18 protein-coding genes are annotated in these 17968 nt (G+C 67.8%); 2 read left to right on the top strand and 16 right to left on the bottom strand.

Annotated elements, in window-relative coordinates; genetic code table 11:
• Positions 1 to 3: 3 nt before the first annotated feature.
• From NMB40_RS12680 to rlmD, 7 genes are all read right to left on the bottom strand, one after another.
• On the bottom strand, positions 4 to 1224 hold the full coding sequence (locus NMB40_RS12680) for an FAD-dependent oxidoreductase (protein ID WP_494358627.1): 1221 nt from the start codon (positions 1222 to 1224) through the stop codon (positions 4 to 6).
• A gap of 66 nt (positions 1225 to 1290) precedes the next feature.
• Positions 1291 to 1497, bottom strand: coding sequence for a cold-shock protein (locus NMB40_RS12685; RefSeq protein ID WP_068853615.1), 207 nt, complete (start codon positions 1495 to 1497; stop codon positions 1291 to 1293).
• A gap of 88 nt (positions 1498 to 1585) precedes the next feature.
• Entirely contained in the window at positions 1586 to 2332 is a 747-nt protein-coding gene (locus NMB40_RS12690) for an S-methyl-5'-thioinosine phosphorylase (protein WP_282246905.1), read from the bottom strand.
• Between the two features lie 9 nt (positions 2333 to 2341).
• Positions 2342 to 2896, bottom strand: a complete 555-nt coding sequence (locus NMB40_RS12695) for a hypoxanthine-guanine phosphoribosyltransferase (protein WP_068853617.1) — start codon at positions 2894 to 2896, stop codon at positions 2342 to 2344.
• Positions 2896 to 3903, bottom strand: a complete 1008-nt coding sequence (nagZ, locus tag NMB40_RS12700; protein WP_494358628.1) for a beta-N-acetylhexosaminidase — start codon at positions 3901 to 3903, stop codon at positions 2896 to 2898. Before nagZ ends, NMB40_RS12695 begins: the two co-directional genes overlap by 1 nt.
• A gap of 91 nt (positions 3904 to 3994) precedes the next feature.
• Complete coding sequence (locus tag NMB40_RS12705; RefSeq protein WP_494358629.1) at positions 3995 to 4483, bottom strand: CYTH domain-containing protein; 489 nt, start codon at positions 4481 to 4483, stop codon at positions 3995 to 3997.
• A 1-nt stretch (position 4484) separates the two neighbouring features.
• Entirely contained in the window at positions 4485 to 5819 is a 1335-nt protein-coding gene (rlmD, locus tag NMB40_RS12710) for a 23S rRNA (uracil(1939)-C(5))-methyltransferase RlmD (RefSeq protein ID WP_494358630.1), read from the bottom strand.
• Positions 5820 to 5956: 137 nt separating this feature from the next.
• On the opposite strand from rlmD, the gene NMB40_RS12715 reads away from it, so the two are divergent.
• Positions 5957 to 6685 (top strand): response regulator, encoded by a 729-nt coding sequence (locus NMB40_RS12715; RefSeq protein WP_494358631.1) that lies wholly within the window; start codon positions 5957 to 5959, stop codon positions 6683 to 6685.
• A gap of 208 nt (positions 6686 to 6893) precedes the next feature.
• Here NMB40_RS12715 and recO read toward each other — a convergent pair whose 3' ends face one another.
• The 9 genes from recO to rpoE all read right to left on the bottom strand — a co-directional run bounded on the left by recO (position 6894) and on the right by rpoE (position 15452).
• Complete coding sequence (recO, locus tag NMB40_RS12720; protein ID WP_494361074.1) at positions 6894 to 7616, bottom strand: DNA repair protein RecO; 723 nt, start codon at positions 7614 to 7616, stop codon at positions 6894 to 6896.
• Between the two features lie 32 nt (positions 7617 to 7648).
• On the bottom strand, positions 7649 to 8545 hold the full coding sequence (gene era, locus NMB40_RS12725) for a GTPase Era (protein ID WP_494358632.1): 897 nt from the start codon (positions 8543 to 8545) through the stop codon (positions 7649 to 7651).
• A complete protein-coding gene (gene rnc, locus NMB40_RS12730; protein WP_494358633.1) occupies positions 8542 to 9222 on the bottom strand; it encodes a ribonuclease III in 681 nt (226 codons plus the stop codon). Before rnc ends, era begins: the two co-directional genes overlap by 4 nt.
• Positions 9212 to 9595: a DUF4845 domain-containing protein gene (locus NMB40_RS12735; RefSeq protein ID WP_494358634.1), complete on the bottom strand. Its 384-nt coding sequence runs from the start codon at positions 9593 to 9595 to the stop codon at positions 9212 to 9214. Before NMB40_RS12735 ends, rnc begins: the two co-directional genes overlap by 11 nt.
• A 28-nt stretch (positions 9596 to 9623) precedes the next feature.
• Complete coding sequence (gene lepB / locus NMB40_RS12740) at positions 9624 to 10418, bottom strand: signal peptidase I (RefSeq protein WP_093533487.1); 795 nt, start codon at positions 10416 to 10418, stop codon at positions 9624 to 9626.
• A 24-nt stretch (positions 10419 to 10442) separates the two neighbouring features.
• Positions 10443 to 12233, bottom strand: coding sequence for a translation elongation factor 4 (gene lepA / locus NMB40_RS12745; RefSeq protein ID WP_494361075.1), 1791 nt, complete (start codon positions 12231 to 12233; stop codon positions 10443 to 10445).
• A gap of 146 nt (positions 12234 to 12379) precedes the next feature.
• The gene (locus tag NMB40_RS12750) at positions 12380 to 13909 is read right to left on the bottom strand and encodes a DegQ family serine endoprotease (protein WP_494358635.1); all 1530 of its coding nucleotides are present in this window, start codon (positions 13907 to 13909) and stop codon (positions 12380 to 12382) included.
• A gap of 92 nt (positions 13910 to 14001) precedes the next feature.
• Entirely contained in the window at positions 14002 to 14823 is an 822-nt protein-coding gene (locus NMB40_RS12755) for a sigma-E factor negative regulatory protein (RefSeq protein WP_494358636.1), read from the bottom strand.
• A gap of 8 nt (positions 14824 to 14831) precedes the next feature.
• Positions 14832 to 15452, bottom strand: a complete 621-nt coding sequence (gene rpoE, locus NMB40_RS12760) for an RNA polymerase sigma factor RpoE (RefSeq protein WP_282247830.1) — start codon at positions 15450 to 15452, stop codon at positions 14832 to 14834.
• Positions 15453 to 15689: 237 nt separating this feature from the next.
• Between rpoE and NMB40_RS12765 the strand changes: the two genes are divergently transcribed.
• Positions 15690 to 17753, top strand: a complete 2064-nt coding sequence (locus NMB40_RS12765) for a 3-hydroxyacyl-CoA dehydrogenase NAD-binding domain-containing protein (RefSeq protein ID WP_448143301.1) — start codon at positions 15690 to 15692, stop codon at positions 17751 to 17753.
• The last annotated feature ends 215 nt before the right edge of the window (positions 17754 to 17968 follow it).

The raw sequence follows: 17968 nt of genomic DNA on the forward strand, positions 1-17968 counted from the left end.
CATTCATGTGCGCATCGCCGCCACGAAACCCGGCGACAATCCCAGTTTTCCCCACCAGCCACGCTGTGTTCCGCTGAGCACGCGCAGCATGTGGCCACGGCCCCCCGGCAGCCGCCCCATCGGCTGGAACAGCACATCGCGCGCATGCGCGAGCAGGTCGCGCTCGGACTGGAACACCGGCGTGAGCCAGCGGCTCCAGAACTGGTAGATGCCCACGTGCGCGCTGCGCTGCGCCTGGTAGGCCTGCAGCGCGGCATCGGCGCCATCGTGCGCGCGCAGCGCATCGCGCAGCGCCAGCGCATCCATCAGCGCCATGTTCACGCCCTGCCCCAGCTGTGGGCTCATGGCATGCGCCGAATCGCCGGCCAGCACCAGCCGGCCGCGGTGCCAGCGGCTCATCACGGCATCACGGTAGCCGGCACGGGCCAGCTGCGCGCCATCACGCACGTCCTGCAGGCGCAGGTGCGCCTGCGGCCACAGCGCGGCGATCTCCTCCAGCCAGCGTTGCATGCCGTCACGTTCCCACTGGTCGAACTGCGCGCGCGGCAGGCTCCAGAAGAAACTCAGGCGCGGCTGCGCATCATCGGGGCGGGTGCCGACCGGCAACAGGCCGATCATCTTGCGCGCCGCCACGTAGCGCTGCCGCAGCTCGTCGTGGTGCGGCCAATCGCCGCGCGGCAACAGGCACCACAGCGCACCCCACGGGTATTCGCGATCCAGCCGCGTGCCCTGCACCAGCGTGCGCAGCGACGATGCCGACCCATCGGCGGCGATCACCAGGTCATACGGGCCGTGCCAGTGCCCGCGTGCATCGCGCACGCGGCCATTGTCGGCATCCACATCGACGATGGCGGTATCGGCCTGCAGGTTGCCCGGGTGCTCCCAGGCCTGCGCCAGCAGCGAGAACAGCGCGCCGCGCTGCATGCCGATGCCATGCAGGTGTGCATCCAGCGCCGAATAGCGCATGTCCATCACCGCCCGCCCGCACGGCGTTTCCCCGTACAGCCGGCGGACCGGCGCACCGTGCTGCAGCACCTGTGGCAGCAGGTCCATCTGCCACAGCACGTCCAGACCACTCGGCTGCAGCAGGAACCCCGCACCCACCGGGCCGGGCCTGGGCGCGCGCTCGAACACGTGTACATCGTGATGGTCGCGTGAAAGAAGAATCGACAACGCCTGGCCTGCGGTGCCGTAGCCGACGATGGCGATCGTGCGCTTTTTCATCTGACGTCCTGTCCGGGGTTAAAAAAAACCCCGCCGAAGCGGGGTTTTCCTTGCGCTACGGTGGAGTTACTCCGCCGGCGCGATGTTCGAGGCCTGGGCGCCCTTCGGACCCTGGCTCACTTCATAAGTGACCTTCTGGCCTTCCTGCAGGCTGCGGAAGCCCTTGGAGTTGATCGCGGAGAAGTGCGCGAAGACATCAGCGCTGCCGTCATCCGGCGAGATAAAGCCAAATCCCTTGGCGTCGTTGAACCACTTGACGGTACCGTTCGGCATGGTAATGCAAGACCTTCTTCAATGAATGGGTGGTGTACGCTCAACCAGCGCACTGGCGGAGTATGCAAAGCTTGTCAGGCAATGACAATCATCCGCGTGCCAATTCGCCAATCAGTTCCGGCAATCCGGCCGAAGCCGCGTCAACATTGGCCAGCACTTCGGCCATCGTGATCTCGTCGCCATCGCCACAGCCGGCCGCCCAGTTGGCCACGATGGCCAGGCAGGCGTAGTCCAGGCCCAGCTCGCGGGCCAGGCCGGCTTCGGGCATGCCGGTCATGCCGACCAGGTCGCAGCCATCACGGCGCATCCGCGCGATTTCGGCGTTGGTCTCCAGCCGCGGGCCCTGCGTGGCGCCGTAGCAGCCGCCGTCCTGCAGGCGCACGCCGGTGACCTTGGCCGCCGCCAGCACCTTGCTTCGCAGCATCGGGGTGTAGGGGTGGCCGAAGTCCACGTGCAGCACCTCGGTGCCCGGCTCCTCGCTGAGCGTGGAGATGCGGCCCCAGGTGTAATCGATCAACTGGTCCGGGCAGGCGAGCACGCGCGGGCCGAAATGCTCGGTGATGCCGCCCACGGTGTTGAGCGCGAGCACGCGCGTGGCGCCGATCTGCTGCAACGCAGCAAGATTTGCGCGGTAGTTGATCTTGTGCGGCGGCAGCGAATGGCCTTCGCCATGCCGGGCCAGGAACGCCACCCGCTGGCCGAGCAGCGTGCCGACCCGGATCGGGCCGGACGGCGTGCCGTAACGGGTTTCGACCGCGTGGCTGCTCACGTCATCGAGCTGGGCCAGCTTGTACACACCGGTGCCGCCGATCACGGCCAGGGCGATATGGTCCATGGGCGCTGCTTATTCCTTCATCGCGTAGATGGCCGGGACGCCGCGCAGCGCTTCGTTGACGTCCATGCCGAAGCCGAACACGTAACGGTCCGGCAGTTCGACACCGGCGTAGTCAGCCTTGACGTCGGGCAGCGCGCGGTCGTGCTTCTTCACCGTCATCGCGGCGATGCGCACGTCGGTGGCGCCCTGCTCCAGGCACCAGGTGCGCACGCCCTGCAGGGTGAAGCCTTCGTCCAGGATGTCGTCGACCAGCAGCACGCGGCGGCCGAACAGCGAGGTGGCCGGCTTGTGCTTCCAGACCAGCTCGCCGCCGGTGGTTTCACCGCGGTAGCGGGTGGCGTGCAGGTAATCGAACTGCAGGTCCTGGCCGCGCGCGCCGAGCTCCAGCGCCAGCTGGCCGGCGAACGGCAGCGCGCCGTGCATGATCGACAGGAACAGCGGCACCTCGCCCTTGTAGTCGGCCGCGATGGCATCGGCGATGGCCGCGATGGCCGCATCGATGGTGGGGCGGTCGACCAGCAGGTCGGCCTGGGCCAGGGCCTGGGAAATGGTGAGGTTGGGCATCAGACGGTTCTTCCAAGGGTGTCGAGCAAACGGGATTGGGAGGTGCCATGGCGGACATCGGCCAGCAGGCCGTCCCAGCCAAGCGCGCCACGGCCGATCAGGCCGAGCAGCGCAGCAGTATTGAGGGGGCGGCCGTCGACCGCGCGCAGCGCCTCGTCGACCAGTTCCGGGTGGCAGACCAGCACCACGTCGCAGCCGGCATCCAGGTGCGCAAGCACGCGCGCCTGCACGCCGCCGGCGGAGAACGAGGCGGCCATGCCGATGTCGTCGGAGAACACCACGCCACGGAAGCCCATTTCCCCGCGCAGGATCTGCTGGATCCAGCGCGACGAATAGCCGGCCGGTTCCGGCGCCACCTGCGGGTAGACCACGTGGGCCATCATCACCGCGTCGGCGCCGGCATCGATGCCGGCCGCGAACGGCACCAGGTCCAGCGCGCGCAGCGCATCGAGGTCACGCGGGTCGCTGGCGGCGGCCACGTGGGTGTCTTCCAGCACGCTGCCATGGCCCGGGAAATGCTTGAGCGTGGCGGCCATGCCGACGCTGTGCATGCCGCGCACGTAGGCGCGGGTGAAGGCGGCTACCACCTGCGGGTCGGCGCTGAAGGCGCGGTCGCCGATGGCGCGGTTGCCACGGCCCAGGTCGACCACCGGGGCGAAACTGAGGTCCACGCCACAGGCACGCACTTCGCTGGCCATCAGCCAGGCGTGCTGTTCGGCCAGGGCCAGGGCTGCCTCCGGATCCTGTGCGTACAACGCATCGAAGCCCTGCAGCGGCGGCAACGCGCTGAACCCTTCGCGGAAGCGCTGCACGCGCCCGCCTTCCTGGTCCACGCAGATCAGCAGCGGGCGCGGCGCGGCGGCGCGGATCGCGGCCGACAGCGCGGCGATCTGCTCGCGCGAGGCGAAATTGCGCTTGAACAGGATGACGCCGGACACGGCATCGTGCTGCAGCCAATCGCGTTCCTGGGCGGTAAGTTCGGTCCCGGCAACGCCGATCACGAGCATGGGTCGATCTCCAAAGCGGGGCGCCGTGATGGCGCACTGCCGCATTGTCGCAGAAGGCGTGTCCCCGAGGCCACGGGCGCGGGGGGCGTATTCAGGGCCAGCGGCTGTAGGGGTTCGCGGCCAGGGCGAGGTTGTAGTACCGGACCTGGTCGGTCACTTCCTCGCCTGCCCAGGACGGCAGGTCGATGGCCTGGTCGGCCTGGTCGAGTTCGACCTCGGCCACCACCAGCCCGGCGTTGTCGCCCAGGAACTCGTCCACTTCCCACAGCAGGCCGCCGTGGTGGACCAGGTGCCGGCGCTTGTCGATCAGGCCGCCCACGCACAGCGCCAGCAGCGCGCGGGCGTCCTCCACGGGGATCGGGTAGTCGAATTCCTGGCGGGTGTGCCCGATCTCGCGCGACTTCATGTTGAGGAACGCTGCATCGCCCTGGATGCGCACCCGCACCGAGGCCTTCTGCGCGCCGCTGTCGATCGAGGCGGTGTCGTTGATGTAGCCCTGCGCCATCGGGATGACCGCGTGCGCGGCGGCGCGCCAGCCATCGCCGGTGACCAGGAACTTGCGCTCGATCTCGATGCCCATCTCAACGCTTCTCGAAGACGGCGATGCTTTCCACGTGCGCGGTGTGCGGGAACATGTCCATGGCACCGGCCGACACCAGGGTGAAGCCCTGCTCGTTGACCAGGTAGCCGGCATCACGCGCCAGCGAGCCGGGGTGGCAGCTGACGTAGACGATGCGCTTGAACTGCTTGAGCGGCAACTGCTGCAGCACTTCGATCGCGCCCGAGCGTGGCGGGTCCAGCAGCAGCTTGTCGAAGCCCTGGCGCATCCACGGGGTCTGGCGCTGGTCCTGGGTCAGGTCGGCGGCGAAGAACTGCGCGTTGTCCAGGCCATTGCGCGCGGCGTTTTCCTTCGCCCGCGCCACCAGCCCGGCTTCGCCTTCCACGCCCACCACTTCGCGCACGGTGCGCGCCAGCGGCAGGGTGAAGTTGCCCAGGCCACAGAACAGATCGAGCACGCGCTCCTCCGGGCCGGCGTCGAGCAGTTCGAGTGCCAGCGCGATCATCTTTTCATTGAGGTTGGCGTTGACCTGGATGAAATCCAGCGGACGGAACGCCAGTTCCACGTCCCACGGCGTCAGCCGGAACGACAGCGGCACCTCGCCGGGCAGCAGCGGGTGCACCGATTCCACCCCGCCGGGCTGCAGGAAGATCGCAAACCCGTGCTCGGCACCGAACGCGGCCCAGGCCGCCTTGTCGGCATCGCTGAGCGGCAGCATGTGGCGGATGGTCAGCACGATCGCATCGTCGCCGGCAATGAACTCCACCTGGGGAATGTCGCGCTTGCCATCCAGGGTTTCGATGAAGGCCGACAGCGCCGCCACCTTCAGGCCGATTTCCGGGATCACGGTCAGGCACTGGGTCAGGTCCGCCACGAAGCGCGGGTCCTGCTCGCGGAAGCCGACCAGGGTCTTGTCCTTCTTCTCCACCCGGCGCACGGAGAAGCGGCCCTTGCGGCGGTAGCCCCAGCTGTCGCCGACCAGCGCGGGCAGCACGGTGCCCGGGCTGACATGGCCGATGCGGGTCAGGTTGTCGAGCAGCACGCGCTGCTTGGCCACGATCTGCTGGCCTTCTTCCAGGTGCTGCAGCACGCAGCCGGCGCACACGCCGAAGTGCGGACAGCGCGGGGTGACCCGCTGCGGCGAGGGCTGCAGGACCTCCACGGTCCGCGCCTCGTCGAAATGGCGGTTGCGGGCGGTGGGCTCGGCGCGCACCACTTCGCCCGGCAGGGCGCCGGAGATGAAGGTGACCTTGCCGCCCTCGCCGTCACGGCGGGCGACGCCCCGGCCATCATGGCTGAGGTCGAGGATGTCGGTCTGGAACGGGGTCTTGTCGAGGCGGGAGCGGGATCGGGCCACGTGGCAACAGGCTGCGGGCAAAAAGGGTGCGTATTGTCGCAGATACGCACCCTGGCCTGCCGGATGACCCCAGGGGGAGGCTTGCAGGACGCCATATCGTGTTTAATATGGGCATAGCTGACATGGAGGCAGCCCCAATGCAGATGACCCCGAGGGCTCCCATGCCCCGTTTCCTGCTCGTCGAGGACGACACCATCAGTCGCGGCTTTTTCCGGGCCGCGCTGGAAACCCTGCCCGCGCAGGTGGAAACCGCCGATTCGCTGGCCAGCGCCCTGGAACGGGGCCGCCGCAGCGAACACGACCTGTGGCTGATCGACGTGAACCTGCCAGACGGCAACGGCAGCCAGCTGCTGCATGCGCTGCGCCTGTCGCGGCCCCACACGCCGGCGCTGGCCCATACGGCCGATGGCGACGCCAGCATCCATGCGCGGCTGCGCGATGACGGATTCAGCGAAACCCTGGTCAAGCCGTTGAGCCGTGAGCAGCTGCTGCAGGCCGTGCGCCGTGCGCTGGTCAACAGCCCCGGAAGCGCCGCCCCGGCCGCTGCAGTGGGCGGCAGCGAGGTCGAACGCGAGGACTGGGACGAAATCACCGCCCTGGCGGCCCTGAATGGGCAGCGCCATCACCTGATCGCCCTGCGCGAGCTGTTCCTGGCCGAGCTGCCCGGGGTACGCGACGCGGTGGCCCAGGCAGTGCAGCAGCACGATGTGGGCACCTTGAAGGGCCAGCTGCACCGGCTCCAGGCCAGCTGCGGCTTCGTCGGCGCCGCCCGCCTTGCCCGCGCGGTACGCCAGCTGCACCAGGCCCCGGACTCAAATGGCGCGCACACCCAGTTCAAGGCGGCCGTAGAGTCCCTGTTGCATTAGGCGAAAGGCGGAACGCGCGGCGTGTCCCTACGCAACGGGTGCAGCCCACCCCCAACGTTCGACCCCCAACCCGAGCGACCCAGGATCGTAGTGACACGCCATGCGTGTCAAAGCCATGTCCCTGCGCACGTAAACCACCATCCGCGCCCGCCATGACCCTGCGCACGTGAACCACCATCCGCGCCCGCCATGACCCCGCGCACGTAAATCACCGCCGCCGCGCCAGATCCTCCAGCATCTCCCACGATTTCAGGCCGCGCCCGCCCAGATGGTGCAGCAGCACGGCGCGCATGCCCCGGCGCAGGCTGGCCAGGTCATCCGGCCCGGGCAGCGCATCGTTGGCCAGGGCCAGCAGCGCGCTCCCGGTCGCCGTCCCCCGCCGCGGATCCACGCCCCGCTCGCTGAGCAGCCGTCGCGGACCTTCCAGCGGGTCCAGCTCATAGCGGGCGGCCGGGTCGATCGGCTCGCCATCGCTGCCATGTTCCAGGTCGAAGCCGAAGCCCAACGCCTCCAGCAGGTCGCGTTCGAAACGCCGAAGGGTCCAGGCCAACGCCTCGGCGGCCGCCAGCCGCTGGCGCACCTGCCCGTAGTGGTCATACAGCTCGGGCAGCGGGTCCTGGCGGGGCGCAAGCCGCATCACCAGTTCATTGACATAAAAGCCCGCCAGCATGGCATCGCCACTCAGCCGCGGCGCGGCATCCAAGGCCTCGGCCCCGCGCAGCTGGGCCAGTTCGCCGCGCTGTACGGCGGCCAGGCGGATCCATTGCAGGGGCTGCAGCGCGGCGCGCAGCGCCTGGCTGCGCGGGCTGCTCACACCGCGCGCGAGCACCCCGATACGCCCATGCTGCTCGGTCAGGACCTCGACCAGCAGGCTGGTCTCCCGCCAGGAGCGGGCATGCAGCACGAAGGCCGGTTCGTCATCGATGCGCATGGCCGGGGCGGTGAGCGGCAACCCTGCCGGGTTTACTCGTAGCCGAAGGCCTTCAGCGCGGCTTCGTCGTCCGACCAGCCTTCGCGCACGCGCACCCAGGTTTCCAGGAAGACCTTGGCGTCGAACAGGCGCTCCATCTGCATGCGCGACTTGGCCCCGATGTCCTTCAGGCGGCTGCCGCCCTTGCCGATCACGATCGCCTTCTGGCCTTCGCGTTCGACCCAGATCACCGCACCGATGCGCAGCAGGTTGCCGTCTTCGACGAAGCGCTCGATTTCCACCGTGGTGGCGTACGGCAGCTCTTCGCCGAGCTGGCGCATCAACTGTTCACGGACCAGTTCGCCGGCCAGGAAACGCTGGCTGCGGTCGGTGATCTCATCTTCGCCGAACATCGGCGGGGCTTCCGGCAGCAGCTTGAGCAGGTCGCGCACCAGCGCTTCCAGGCCGTTGCGCTTCTGCGCGGAAATGGGGTGCACGGACGCGAACGTGCGGCCTTCGGTGACCTGCTGCAGGAACGGCAACAGTGCGGCCTTGTCCTTCAGGCGGTCGACCTTGTTCACCACCAGCACCACCGGAATGCCGGCATCGCTGAGCACGTTGAACGCCAGGGTGTCTTCTTCGTCCCAGCGGCCAGCCTCGATCACCAGCATGCCGGCATCCACGCCCTCGAGCGAGCCGCGCGCGGCGCGGTTCATCACCCGGTTCATGGCGCGCTTCTGCACGCGGTGCAGGCCGGGGGTGTCGACCAGCACCAGCTGGCCTTCCGGATAGCTGGCAATGCCCAGCAGCCGGTGGCGGGTGGTCTGCGGCCGGTTGGAGACGATGCTGACCTTGGCGCCCACCAGGGCGTTGGTCAGGGTCGACTTGCCGACGTTGGGGCGGCCGATGACGGCCACGCTGCCGCAATGATGGGGGATTGCTTCGCTCACTTGGAATCCAGTTGCTCGAGGGCGGCAGCTGCCGCCTGTTGTTCGGCCAGCCGTCGCGAGGCACCTTCGCCTTCGGTGCTGACAGCGGGATCGGCTACGCCGCAGCGTACCCGGAAGGTCTTGGCGTGATCGTCGCCTGATTCTGACACCAATTCGTACAGCGGCAAGGCCTTCTGTCGGCCCTGCAGCCATTCCTGCAGGCGGGTCTTGGGGTCTTTTTCGGGCTTGCCGGTGGCCGGCAGCGCCTCCAAGGAGGGGCCGAACCAGGGCAGCACCACGGCCTGGCAGGCGGCAAAGCCGGCATCCAGGTAGATCGCGGCCACCACCGCTTCCAGGGCGTCGGCCAGGATCGAGTCGCGCCGATGGCCGCCGGACTTCATTTCACCGGGGCCCAGGGTGAGCCGTTCGCCCAGCTCCAGGGTGCGGGCGATCACCGCCAGCGCGCCTTCGCGCACCAGCTCGGCGCGGGCGCGGGTCAGCGCGCCCTCGTCGGCCTTGGGCCAGCGCTGGTAGAGCGCCTGGGCCACCATCATGTTCACGATGCTGTCGCCGAGGAATTCCAGCCGCTCGTTGTTCGGCGTGCCGGCACTGCGATGCGTCAGGGCCTGCTGGAGCAGGCCCGGATCCTGGAAGGCGTGACCAATGCGGTCACCACGTTGATAGGTTTTAGTCGGCACCGCTGAGGGTCAATTCCTGGTGTGCATCAAATTTTCCAACCACGTCGAGGTTGCCGAGCAGCGGGCGACGCACTTCGTAGTTGACCTTCATGTTCCAGCCGCCGCTGACGCGTTCGAACTTGACGTTCGCCGGCTTGACGCTTTCCGAATAGCTGATGTCCAGCCGGCGGAAGAACATTTCCTGCACTTTGCCCGGCTCCATGTTGGCCACTCCGGGTTCCTTCGCCACGCCCTTGAGCGCGGTCTTGACCGCATAGAACTCGGAATACATCGGGAACAGCTTCATGCCGATGTACAGGCCGAACCCCACGATGCACAGCACGACCAGGAACGAGGTCAGGGTCATGCCACGCTGCGTCTTCATCGTCTTCATTGCGTTCTCCCCAGATACGCGGTTGGAATCAGTTGATGCCGGTGCCGATGCGGGACGGTTCGAAACCATCCTTGCAGAACCAGCCCGAGCAGTTCAGCCAGATCAGGAAGGCCTTGCCGCGGAGATTCTCCTCCGGCAGCAGGCCCCAGAAACGGCCGTCATCGCTGTTGTCGCGGTTGTCGCCCATGACCAGGTACTTGCCCGGCGGCACGGTCCACTGGCCTTCGCCACGCGGATAATCGGTCTCCAGCACGGTATGGGTGCGGCCCGGCAGGTGCTCCACCAGCAGTGAGGCGCCCTCCCCCTGGCCACGGTGCCCAGCATACAACCCCTTGCTCTCGTACTTGAGCGGGGTGCCGTTGAGGATCACCCCATCGCCCTGGAAGGCGATCTCGTCGCCCGGGACGCCGATCACGCGCTTGATGAAGTTCTCGCCCTTGTTCGGGTCGTTGTCCGAATGGCCCGGGAAGTGGAACACCACCACGTCGCCACGCGCCGGCTCGCCGATCGGGACGATCTTGGCGTTGTTCAGCGGCAGGCGCAGGCCATAGGCGAACTTGTTGACCAGGATGAAATCGCCGATCAGCAGGTTCGGCATCATCGAACTGGACGGGATCTTGTAAGGCTCTGCAATGAAGCTGCGCACCACCAGCACGATGGCCAGTACCGGGAAGAACGCCCGGGAGTAATCCACCAGCACCGGCTCGCTGTCCAGCAGGCCGGCCCGCGCCGCGCGGCGCTTGGCGAAGTACAGCTTGTCGGCCAGCAGGATCAGGCCCGAGGCCAGCGTCAGTACGACCAGCAGGATTTCAAACAGTTTCATGCGGTGTCCTTGGGAACGGGAGCCTTACTTGTCCATCTGCAGCACGGCGAGGAAGGCTTCCTGCGGAATCTCCACGCGTCCGACCTGCTTCATGCGCTTCTTGCCTTCCTTCTGCTTCTCCAGCAGCTTCTTCTTGCGCGAAACGTCGCCACCATAGCACTTGGCCAGCACGTTCTTGCGCATGGCCTTGACCGTGGTACGGGAGATGATCTGCGAGCCCACGGCGGCCTGGATGGCCACGTCGAACATCTGCCGCGGGATCAGTTCCTTCATCTTCTCGCACAGCTCGCGGCCGCGCCGGTCGGCATGGCTGCGGTGCACGATCAGCGACAGCGCATCGACCTTGTCGCCATTGATCAGCACGTCCACGCGGACGAACGGACCGGCGTCGAAGCGCACGAAGTGGTAATCCAGCGAGGCATAGCCGCGGCTGACCGACTTGAGCTTGTCGAAGAAGTCCAGCACCACCTCGGCCATCGGCAGCTCATAGCTGATCTGCACCTGGCTGCCCATGTAGTTGATGCCGATCTGGCTGCCGCGCTTTTCCTCGCACAGCTTGATGATGTTGCCGATGTACTCCTCGGGGGTGAGCACGTTGGCGCGGATGATCGGCTCGCGGATCTCGGTCACCATGTTCACCGGCGGCAGCTTGGCCGGGTTGTCCATGTTGATGATGGTGCCGTCGGTCTTGAGGACCTCGTAGACCACGGTCGGCGCGGTGCTGATCAGGTCCAGGTTGTATTCGCGCTCCAGGCGCTCCTGCACGATTTCCATGTGCAGCATGCCCAGGAAGCCGCAACGGAAGCCGAAGCCCATCGCTTCGGAGCTTTCCGGCTCGAAACGCAGCGCGGCATCGTTCAGGCGCAGCTTGTCCAGCGCTTCGCGCAGGTCCGGGTAGTCTTCGGCATCGACCGGGAACAGGCCGGCGAACACGCGCGGCTGCATTTCCTGGAAGCCCGGCAGCGGCTTGGCGGCCGGGTCGGCGGCCAGGGTCAGGGTGTCGCCCACGGGCGCGCCGTGCACGTCCTTGATGCTGGCCGTGACCCAACCCACCTCGCCCGCACGCAGGGCCGGCAGGACCTTGCGCTTGGGGGTGAACACGCCGACGTTGTCGACCTGGTGGTTGCGGCCGGTGGACATCACCTGCAGCTTGTCGCCGGCCTTGATCTGGCCCTGCATCACGCGCACCAGCGAGACCACGCCCAGGTAATTGTCGAACCAGGAATCGATGATCAGCGCCTGCAGCTTGTCGGTATCGCGCGGCTGCGGGGCCGGGATGCGATGCACGATGGCTTCCAGCACGTCCACCACGTTCAGGCCGGTCTTGGCGCTGACCGGCACCGCGTCGGTGGCGTCGATGCCGATCACGGCTTCGATTTCGGCCTTGGCGCGCTCGATGTCGGCGGTGGGCAGGTCGATCTTGTTGATCACCGGCACCACTTCCAGGCCCTGCTCCACGGCGGTGTAGCAGTTGGCGACCGACTGCGCTTCCACGCCCTGGGCCGCATCCACCACCAGCAGCGCGCCTTCGCAGGCGGCCAGCGAGCGGCTGACTTCATAGGAGAAGTCGACGTGCCCGGGGGTGTCGATGAAATTCAGGTGGTAGGTCTGGCCATCTTTGGCCACGTACGGCAGCGATACCGACTGGGCCTTGATGGTGATGCCGCGCTCGCGCTCGATCGGATTGGAGTCGAGCACCTGCGCTTCCATCTCGCGGGCCTGGAGGCCGCCGCAAAGCTGGATGATGCGGTCGGCCAACGTGGACTTGCCGTGGTCGACGTGGGCAATGATGGAGAAGTTGCGGATGTTCCGCATCGAATCAGAGGACATAGGTGGCGGCGGCGCGTCGCGTCGTCAGGATAACGGCACATTATCGCATGGCCGGCCCCTCCCCGCGTGCCGGGGAGCCAAATACGACCGGGCCCGCCGAAGCGGGCCCGGAAACACAGCAGTGACGGGGGTTACTGGCCGGTCTTGACCGCCACGAAGGCGCTGTTGCCGCCGGCGCGGACCAGCAGCATCACCACGTCGCCCTTCTTGTAGCCACCCAGTGCCTTGTTCAGCGCAGCGACGCTGCCGACCTGGGTGCGCCCAACCTGCAGGATCACCATGCCCGGCGACAACCGGGCATCGCGCGCGGCCTGGCCCTTGACGGTGGTGATGCGCACGCCCTCGCCCGCGTCCAGCCCCAACTGCTGGCGCTGCGGGGCGGTCAGGTCGGCCACGTCCAGGCCCAGCAGGGCATTGGCCCCTACCTGAGGCGCCGCGTCGGCGGCCGCCGGACCGGCGGTGCCGCGTGCCGCATCCTCGGCCAGCTCGGTCAGGGTCGCGGTGATCTCACGTTCGCGGCCGTCGCGCAGCACGCCCAGGCGGACCTTGCTGCCCGGCGCCTGCGCGCCGATCAGCGGCGGCAGGTCGCTGAAGGTGTTGATGGCGGTGCCGTTGACCGAACGGATCACATCGCCCACTTCCAGGCCGGATTTGGCGGCGGCACTGCCCGGCACCAGTTCGTTGACGAGTGCGCCACGGCTGTCGGGCAGGTTGAAGCCCTGTGCCACGTCGCCGGTGATGGCGCCCACGATCGCACCCAGCTGGCCACGACTCACGCGGCCGTTTTTCTTGATCTGGTCGACCGCGCCCATGGCCAGGTCGATCGGGATCGCGAAGCTGATGCCCATGTAGCCGCCCGAGGCGGAGAAGATCTGCGAGTTGATGCCGACCACTTCACCGCGGGTATTGAGCAGCGGACCGCCCGAGTTGCCCTGGTTGATGGCCACGTCGGTCTGGATGAACGGCACGTAGCGCTGGTCCTGGCCGCCGGTGCTGCGCCCGACCGCACTGACCACGCCGGCGGTGACCGAGTGGTCCAGGCCGAACGGCGAGCCGATCGCGACCACCCACTGGCCCGGCTTGAGCGTGTTGGAATCGCCCACGCGCACGGTCGGCAGGTTCTTCGCATCGATCTTGAGCAGGGCCACGTCGTACTGCTGGTCGCTGCCGATCACCTTGGCGGTGAATTCGCGGCGGTCGCCCAGCTTGACCTTCACTTCGCCGGCGTCGGCCACCACATGGTGGTTGGTCAACACGTAGCCGTCGGGCGAGATGATGAAGCCCGAGCCCATGCCGCGGCCGCGGATGCTGGGGCCTTCATCCTCGCCACCGGGCTGGCCCGGCATCTGGAAGTCCGGGCCGAAGAAGCGGCGGAAGAACTCCGGCATCTCGTCGTCGCCCGGACCCGGGCCCGGACCGGCGCCGCGCGCCTGGCGGTTGCTGCGCACGATGGTGGTTTCAATGTTGACCACGCCCGGCCCAACCTGCTCCACCAGGTTGGTGAAGTCCGGCAGGCCACTGACCAGCGGTGCGGCCGGCGCACGCGGAGCGGCGGCCACCTGCGCCGCAGGGGCGGTAGGGCTGGGCGACTGGGCACAGGCCACCAGCGGGAGGGTGATGGCCAGCAGGGCCATGGCGTGCGTGCGGATACGGGCGGTCATCAGACTCGAGCCTCCGGGTCAGGGATGTTCAGGGGAAGGGGTGGCGCTGCACCGAGCGTGCAGCGCCTGGATGGCAGAAATGGAGGCAAACGTCAGTCGCGCTGGCGACGCACGGGCGGCGTGCCGGCGGCGTCTTCCTGCAGGCGCGGTTCGAACGGATAGAACGCCGCCTGCGGCTCCTGCGTGGAGAAGCTGGCATTGAGCGCCCCGCTGCTGCCCACCGTCGAGCGCGGCCACGGCCGGGCCTGCAGGTTGCCGACCTCACCGAACGGCAGGGCGCGGGCATCGGCAGGCGGTACCACCGGGGCCAGTGCGGGCTGGCTGGCCACCGCACGCACCGGTTCGGCGCTGCGGCTGGCCACGCTGCGCGCGGCGGCCTGCTGGGTGCGGGTGGCGCTGGCACGGCGCGCATTGACCGCCGCGGCCGGCACGGCAGCCACGGCCAGCGCGGCATCGGCCACCACGGCAGTATTCAATGGCGCGCGCGGCGGTGCCGGCGGCAGCTGCGCCTGGCTGGCGATGATCGTGGTCGGCTGCTCCAGCGGAGCCTGCCCGGGCAACTGTTCGCGGCTCATGAACAGCGCGATGGCCGCCACCGAGGCGGCAAGCGCGGCACCACCGCCCCAGCGCAGCAGGCCACCACGACGCTGGCGCGGGGCCGGCGCTGCGGCGACAACCGGGGCCGGCTCGGCCGCGACAGCCGCCTGGATGCGGTCGGCAAAGCCCAGCGGGGCCGGCGCGCAGGCCTGCCCGCGCAGCACATCGCCCAGCACCTGCCAGCGCTCCTGGCAACCAGACAGGTCCTCATCGTGTTCCAGGCGGCGCAGCAGGAACCGCGCTTCTTCCAGCGGCAACTCTCCATCGACCAGCGCGGACAGCTGCTGGCGGTGGTGGGCATCGAATTTGTCAGGCATCTCGTGGCTCATACGCGGCTCTTCTCGCGGGTGGCGCTGCCGATATCCAGCAGCGGCCGAAGTTCAGTGTCGATCGCCTCGCGGGCGCGAAAAATCCGCGACCGCACGGTGCCGATCGGGCACCCCATCTTCTGCGCGATTTCGTCGTAACTCAGGCCTTCAACCTCGCGCAGGGTGATGGCCGATCTCAATTCCTCCGGCAACGCCGATACCGCCTTCATCACCGTCTGCTCCAGCTCCTGGCGCATCAACTCGCGTTCGGGCGTGTCGGTGTCGCGCAGGCGGGTGCCGCTGTCGAACTGTTCGGCGTCCCCGATCTCGATGTCGTCGGTGGGCGGGCGGCGGTTGTGGGCGGCTAGATGGTTCTTGGCAGTATTCACGGCGATCCGGTGCAACCAGGTATAGAACTGGGCATCGCCGCGGAAACTGCCGATCGCGCGGTAAGCGCGGACGAACGTATCCTGGGCAACGTCCTGACATTCACTCCAGTCGGCGATGTAGCGCCCGATCAGCGCGATGATTCGATGCTGGTACTTGCGCACCAGTACATCGAACGCCGCACTCTCGCCGCGCTGCACGCGCCGGACCAGCTCCAGGTCCAGCTCCTGTGGTGTTTCAACCTCGGCCATGGGGGGCCGCACTCCTGTCAGCCCAACCGACGTCGGGCAATGAGACTGCCAATCCCGGGAAAAGTTCAGCGCCGATCACCGCGCGCCGTACCAGCTTTTAACCACCGTTCCGTTAAGGTTCCAGACCACGGCCATGAACCGGGTGCTCCTACCCCCCAGCTATAGGGATTTGACGGGGAGGAAACAACCTCTGGATCATAGCCCCCTTCTCCATACACAACCGGATGGAACGCCTCCATGCTCTCAGGCTTCGATGGGCTCCGTTTCTCACATTGGCACCCCGAGATCCGTGACGATGGTGTCGTGGTGCTCAGCCTCGACCGCCACGACAGCAGCGTCAATGCGATGTCGCAGGACGTGCTGCTGGAACTGGGCGACCTGGTCGAACGCCTTGCGCTGGACCCGCCCAAGGCGGTGGTGGTGCAGTCGATCAAGCCAGCCGGCTTCATCGCCGGTGCGGACCTGAAGGAATTCCAGGAATTCGATCGCCGCGGCACCGTCAACGACGCCATCCGCCGTGGCCAGACCACCTACCAGAAGCTCTCCGAGCTGCCCTGCCCGACCGTGGCCGCCATCCACGGCCACTGCCTCGGCGGCGGCACCGAGCTGGCCCTGGCCTGCCGCTACCGCGTGGCCTCCAACGATCCCTCCACCCGGATCGGCCTGCCCGAAACCCAGCTGGGCATCTTCCCGGGCTGGGGCGGCAGCGCGCGCCTGCCGCAGCTGGTCGGCGCCCCCGCCGCCATGGACATGATGCTGACCGGCCGCAACCTGTCGGCATCGGCCGCCCGCAACATCGGCCTGGTCGACAAAGTGGTCGCCCCGGCGGTGCTGCTCGATACCGCCGTCGCACTGGGCCTGTCCGGCACCACCCGCCCGTTCAAGCAGCGCCTCACCGCCTGGGCCACCAACACCTGGCTCGCGCGCAAGCTGCTCGCCCCGCAAATGGCCAAGCAGGTCGCGCGCAAGGCCAAGAAAGACCACTACCCGGCTCCGTATGCCCTGATCAACACCTGGGCACGCACCGGTGGCAGCGGCATCCAGGCCCGCCTGGACGCCGAACGCCGCGCCGTGGTCAAGCTGGCCGGCACCCCGACCGCGCGCAACCTGATCCGCATCTTCTTCCTGACCGAGCGCCTCAAGGCCCTGGGCGGCAAGGACCACGGCATCCGCCACGTGCACGTGGTCGGTGCCGGCGTGATGGGCGGCGACATCGCCGCCTGGTCGGCCTACAAGGGCTTCGAGGTCACCCTGCAGGACCGCGAACAGCGCTTCATCGACCCGGCCATCGAACGCGCCCAGGCCCTGTTCGCCAAGAAAGTGCGCGACGAGAGCAAGCGCCCGGCCGTCGCCGCCCGCCTCAAGGCCGACCTCGCCGGTGACGGCGTTGCCGTGGCCGACCTGGTGATCGAAGCCATCATCGAAGACGCCGAAGCCAAGCGTGGCCTGTACCAGACGCTCGAGCCGAAGATGAAAGCCGACGCCCTGCTCACCACCAACACATCCTCCATCCCGCTGGTGGAACTGCGCGACCACATCCAGCGCCCTGCCCAGTTCGCCGGCCTGCACTACTTCAACCCCGTAGCCCAGATGCCGCTGGTGGAAATCATCCACCACGACGGCATGGCCCCGGAAACCGAACGCCGCCTCGCCTCGTTCTGCAAGGCGCTGGGCAAGTTCCCGGTGCCCGTCGCCGGCACCCCCGGCTTCCTGGTCAACCGCGTCCTGTTCCCGTACATGCTCGAAGCCGCCACCGCCTACGCCGAAGGCGTGCCCGGCCCGGTCATCGACAAGGCCGCCGTCAAGTTCGGCATGCCGATGGGCCCGATCGAACTGCTCGACACCGTCGGCCTGGACGTCGCCGCCGGCGTCGGCAAGGAACTGGCCCCGTTCCTGGGCCTGCAGATCCCCGCTGCCCTGCAGACCGTTGAACCGGGCAAGCGCGGCAAGAAGGATGGCCAGGGTATCTACAAGTGGGACAACGGCCGCGCCCAGAAGCCGGACGTGCCCGCCAACTACCAGGCCCCGGCCGATCTTGAGGACCGCCTGATCCTGCCCCTGCTCAACGAAGCCGTCGCCTGCCTGCACGAAGGCGTGGTGGCCGATGCCGACCTGCTCGACGCCGGCGTCATCTTCGGCACCGGCTTCGCCCCGTTCCGCGGCGGCCCGATCCAGCACATCCGCGCCACCGGCGCCGACGCACTGGTGGAACGTCTGAAGGCGCTCCAGCAACGCTACGGCGACCGCTTCGCCCCGCGCCCGGGCTGGGACGCGGCAGTGCTGCGCGAACCGGTGATCTGACGGTTGATTGATCCAGACAAAACGCCACCGAAAGGTGGCGTTTTTTTTGCTGTTTCCCCCAGGCGACCGGCCAACCGTCAAAGGGCCGTTATGCACGACCGCGCAAAGAGCCGTACCGACCAACGGTCGGTACCTACCGGCGTCGTAGCGCCATTGCAAACGAAACAACCTGTTACCCGAACGGGCCATGCACCGGACCTACCCGCATGCCATCC

The organism is Stenotrophomonas sp. FBCC-B152 (assembly GCF_059134105.1).

Excerpts from the sequence above, each read along its gene's own strand:
- NMB40_RS12680 (WP_494358627.1), bottom strand. The coding sequence starts at position 1,224 with ATGAAAAAGCGCACGATCGCCATCGTCGGCTACGGCACCGCAGGCCAG.
- NMB40_RS12685 (WP_068853615.1), bottom strand. The coding sequence starts at position 1,497 with ATGCCGAACGGTACCGTCAAGTGGTTCAACGACGCCAAGGGATTTGGC.
- NMB40_RS12690 (WP_282246905.1), bottom strand. The coding sequence starts at position 2,332 with ATGGACCATATCGCCCTGGCCGTGATCGGCGGCACCGGTGTGTACAAG.
- NMB40_RS12695 (WP_068853617.1), bottom strand. The coding sequence starts at position 2,896 with ATGCCCAACCTCACCATTTCCCAGGCCCTGGCCCAGGCCGACCTGCTG.
- nagZ (WP_494358628.1), bottom strand. The coding sequence starts at position 3,903 with ATGCTCGTGATCGGCGTTGCCGGGACCGAACTTACCGCCCAGGAACGC.
- NMB40_RS12705 (WP_494358629.1), bottom strand. The coding sequence starts at position 4,483 with ATGGGCATCGAGATCGAGCGCAAGTTCCTGGTCACCGGCGATGGCTGG.
- NMB40_RS12715 (WP_494358631.1), top strand. The coding sequence starts at position 5,957 with ATGCAGATGACCCCGAGGGCTCCCATGCCCCGTTTCCTGCTCGTCGAG.
- recO (WP_494361074.1), bottom strand. The coding sequence starts at position 7,616 with ATGCGCATCGATGACGAACCGGCCTTCGTGCTGCATGCCCGCTCCTGG.
- NMB40_RS12735 (WP_494358634.1), bottom strand. The coding sequence starts at position 9,595 with ATGAAGACGATGAAGACGCAGCGTGGCATGACCCTGACCTCGTTCCTG.
- lepB (WP_093533487.1), bottom strand. The coding sequence starts at position 10,418 with ATGAAACTGTTTGAAATCCTGCTGGTCGTACTGACGCTGGCCTCGGGC.
- lepA (WP_494361075.1), bottom strand. The coding sequence starts at position 12,233 with ATGCGGAACATCCGCAACTTCTCCATCATTGCCCACGTCGACCACGGC.
- NMB40_RS12750 (WP_494358635.1), bottom strand. The coding sequence starts at position 13,909 with ATGACCGCCCGTATCCGCACGCACGCCATGGCCCTGCTGGCCATCACC.
- NMB40_RS12755 (WP_494358636.1), bottom strand. The coding sequence starts at position 14,823 with ATGCCTGACAAATTCGATGCCCACCACCGCCAGCAGCTGTCCGCGCTG.
- rpoE (WP_282247830.1), bottom strand. The coding sequence starts at position 15,452 with ATGGCCGAGGTTGAAACACCACAGGAGCTGGACCTGGAGCTGGTCCGG.
- NMB40_RS12765 (WP_448143301.1), top strand. The coding sequence starts at position 15,690 with ATGCTCTCAGGCTTCGATGGGCTCCGTTTCTCACATTGGCACCCCGAG.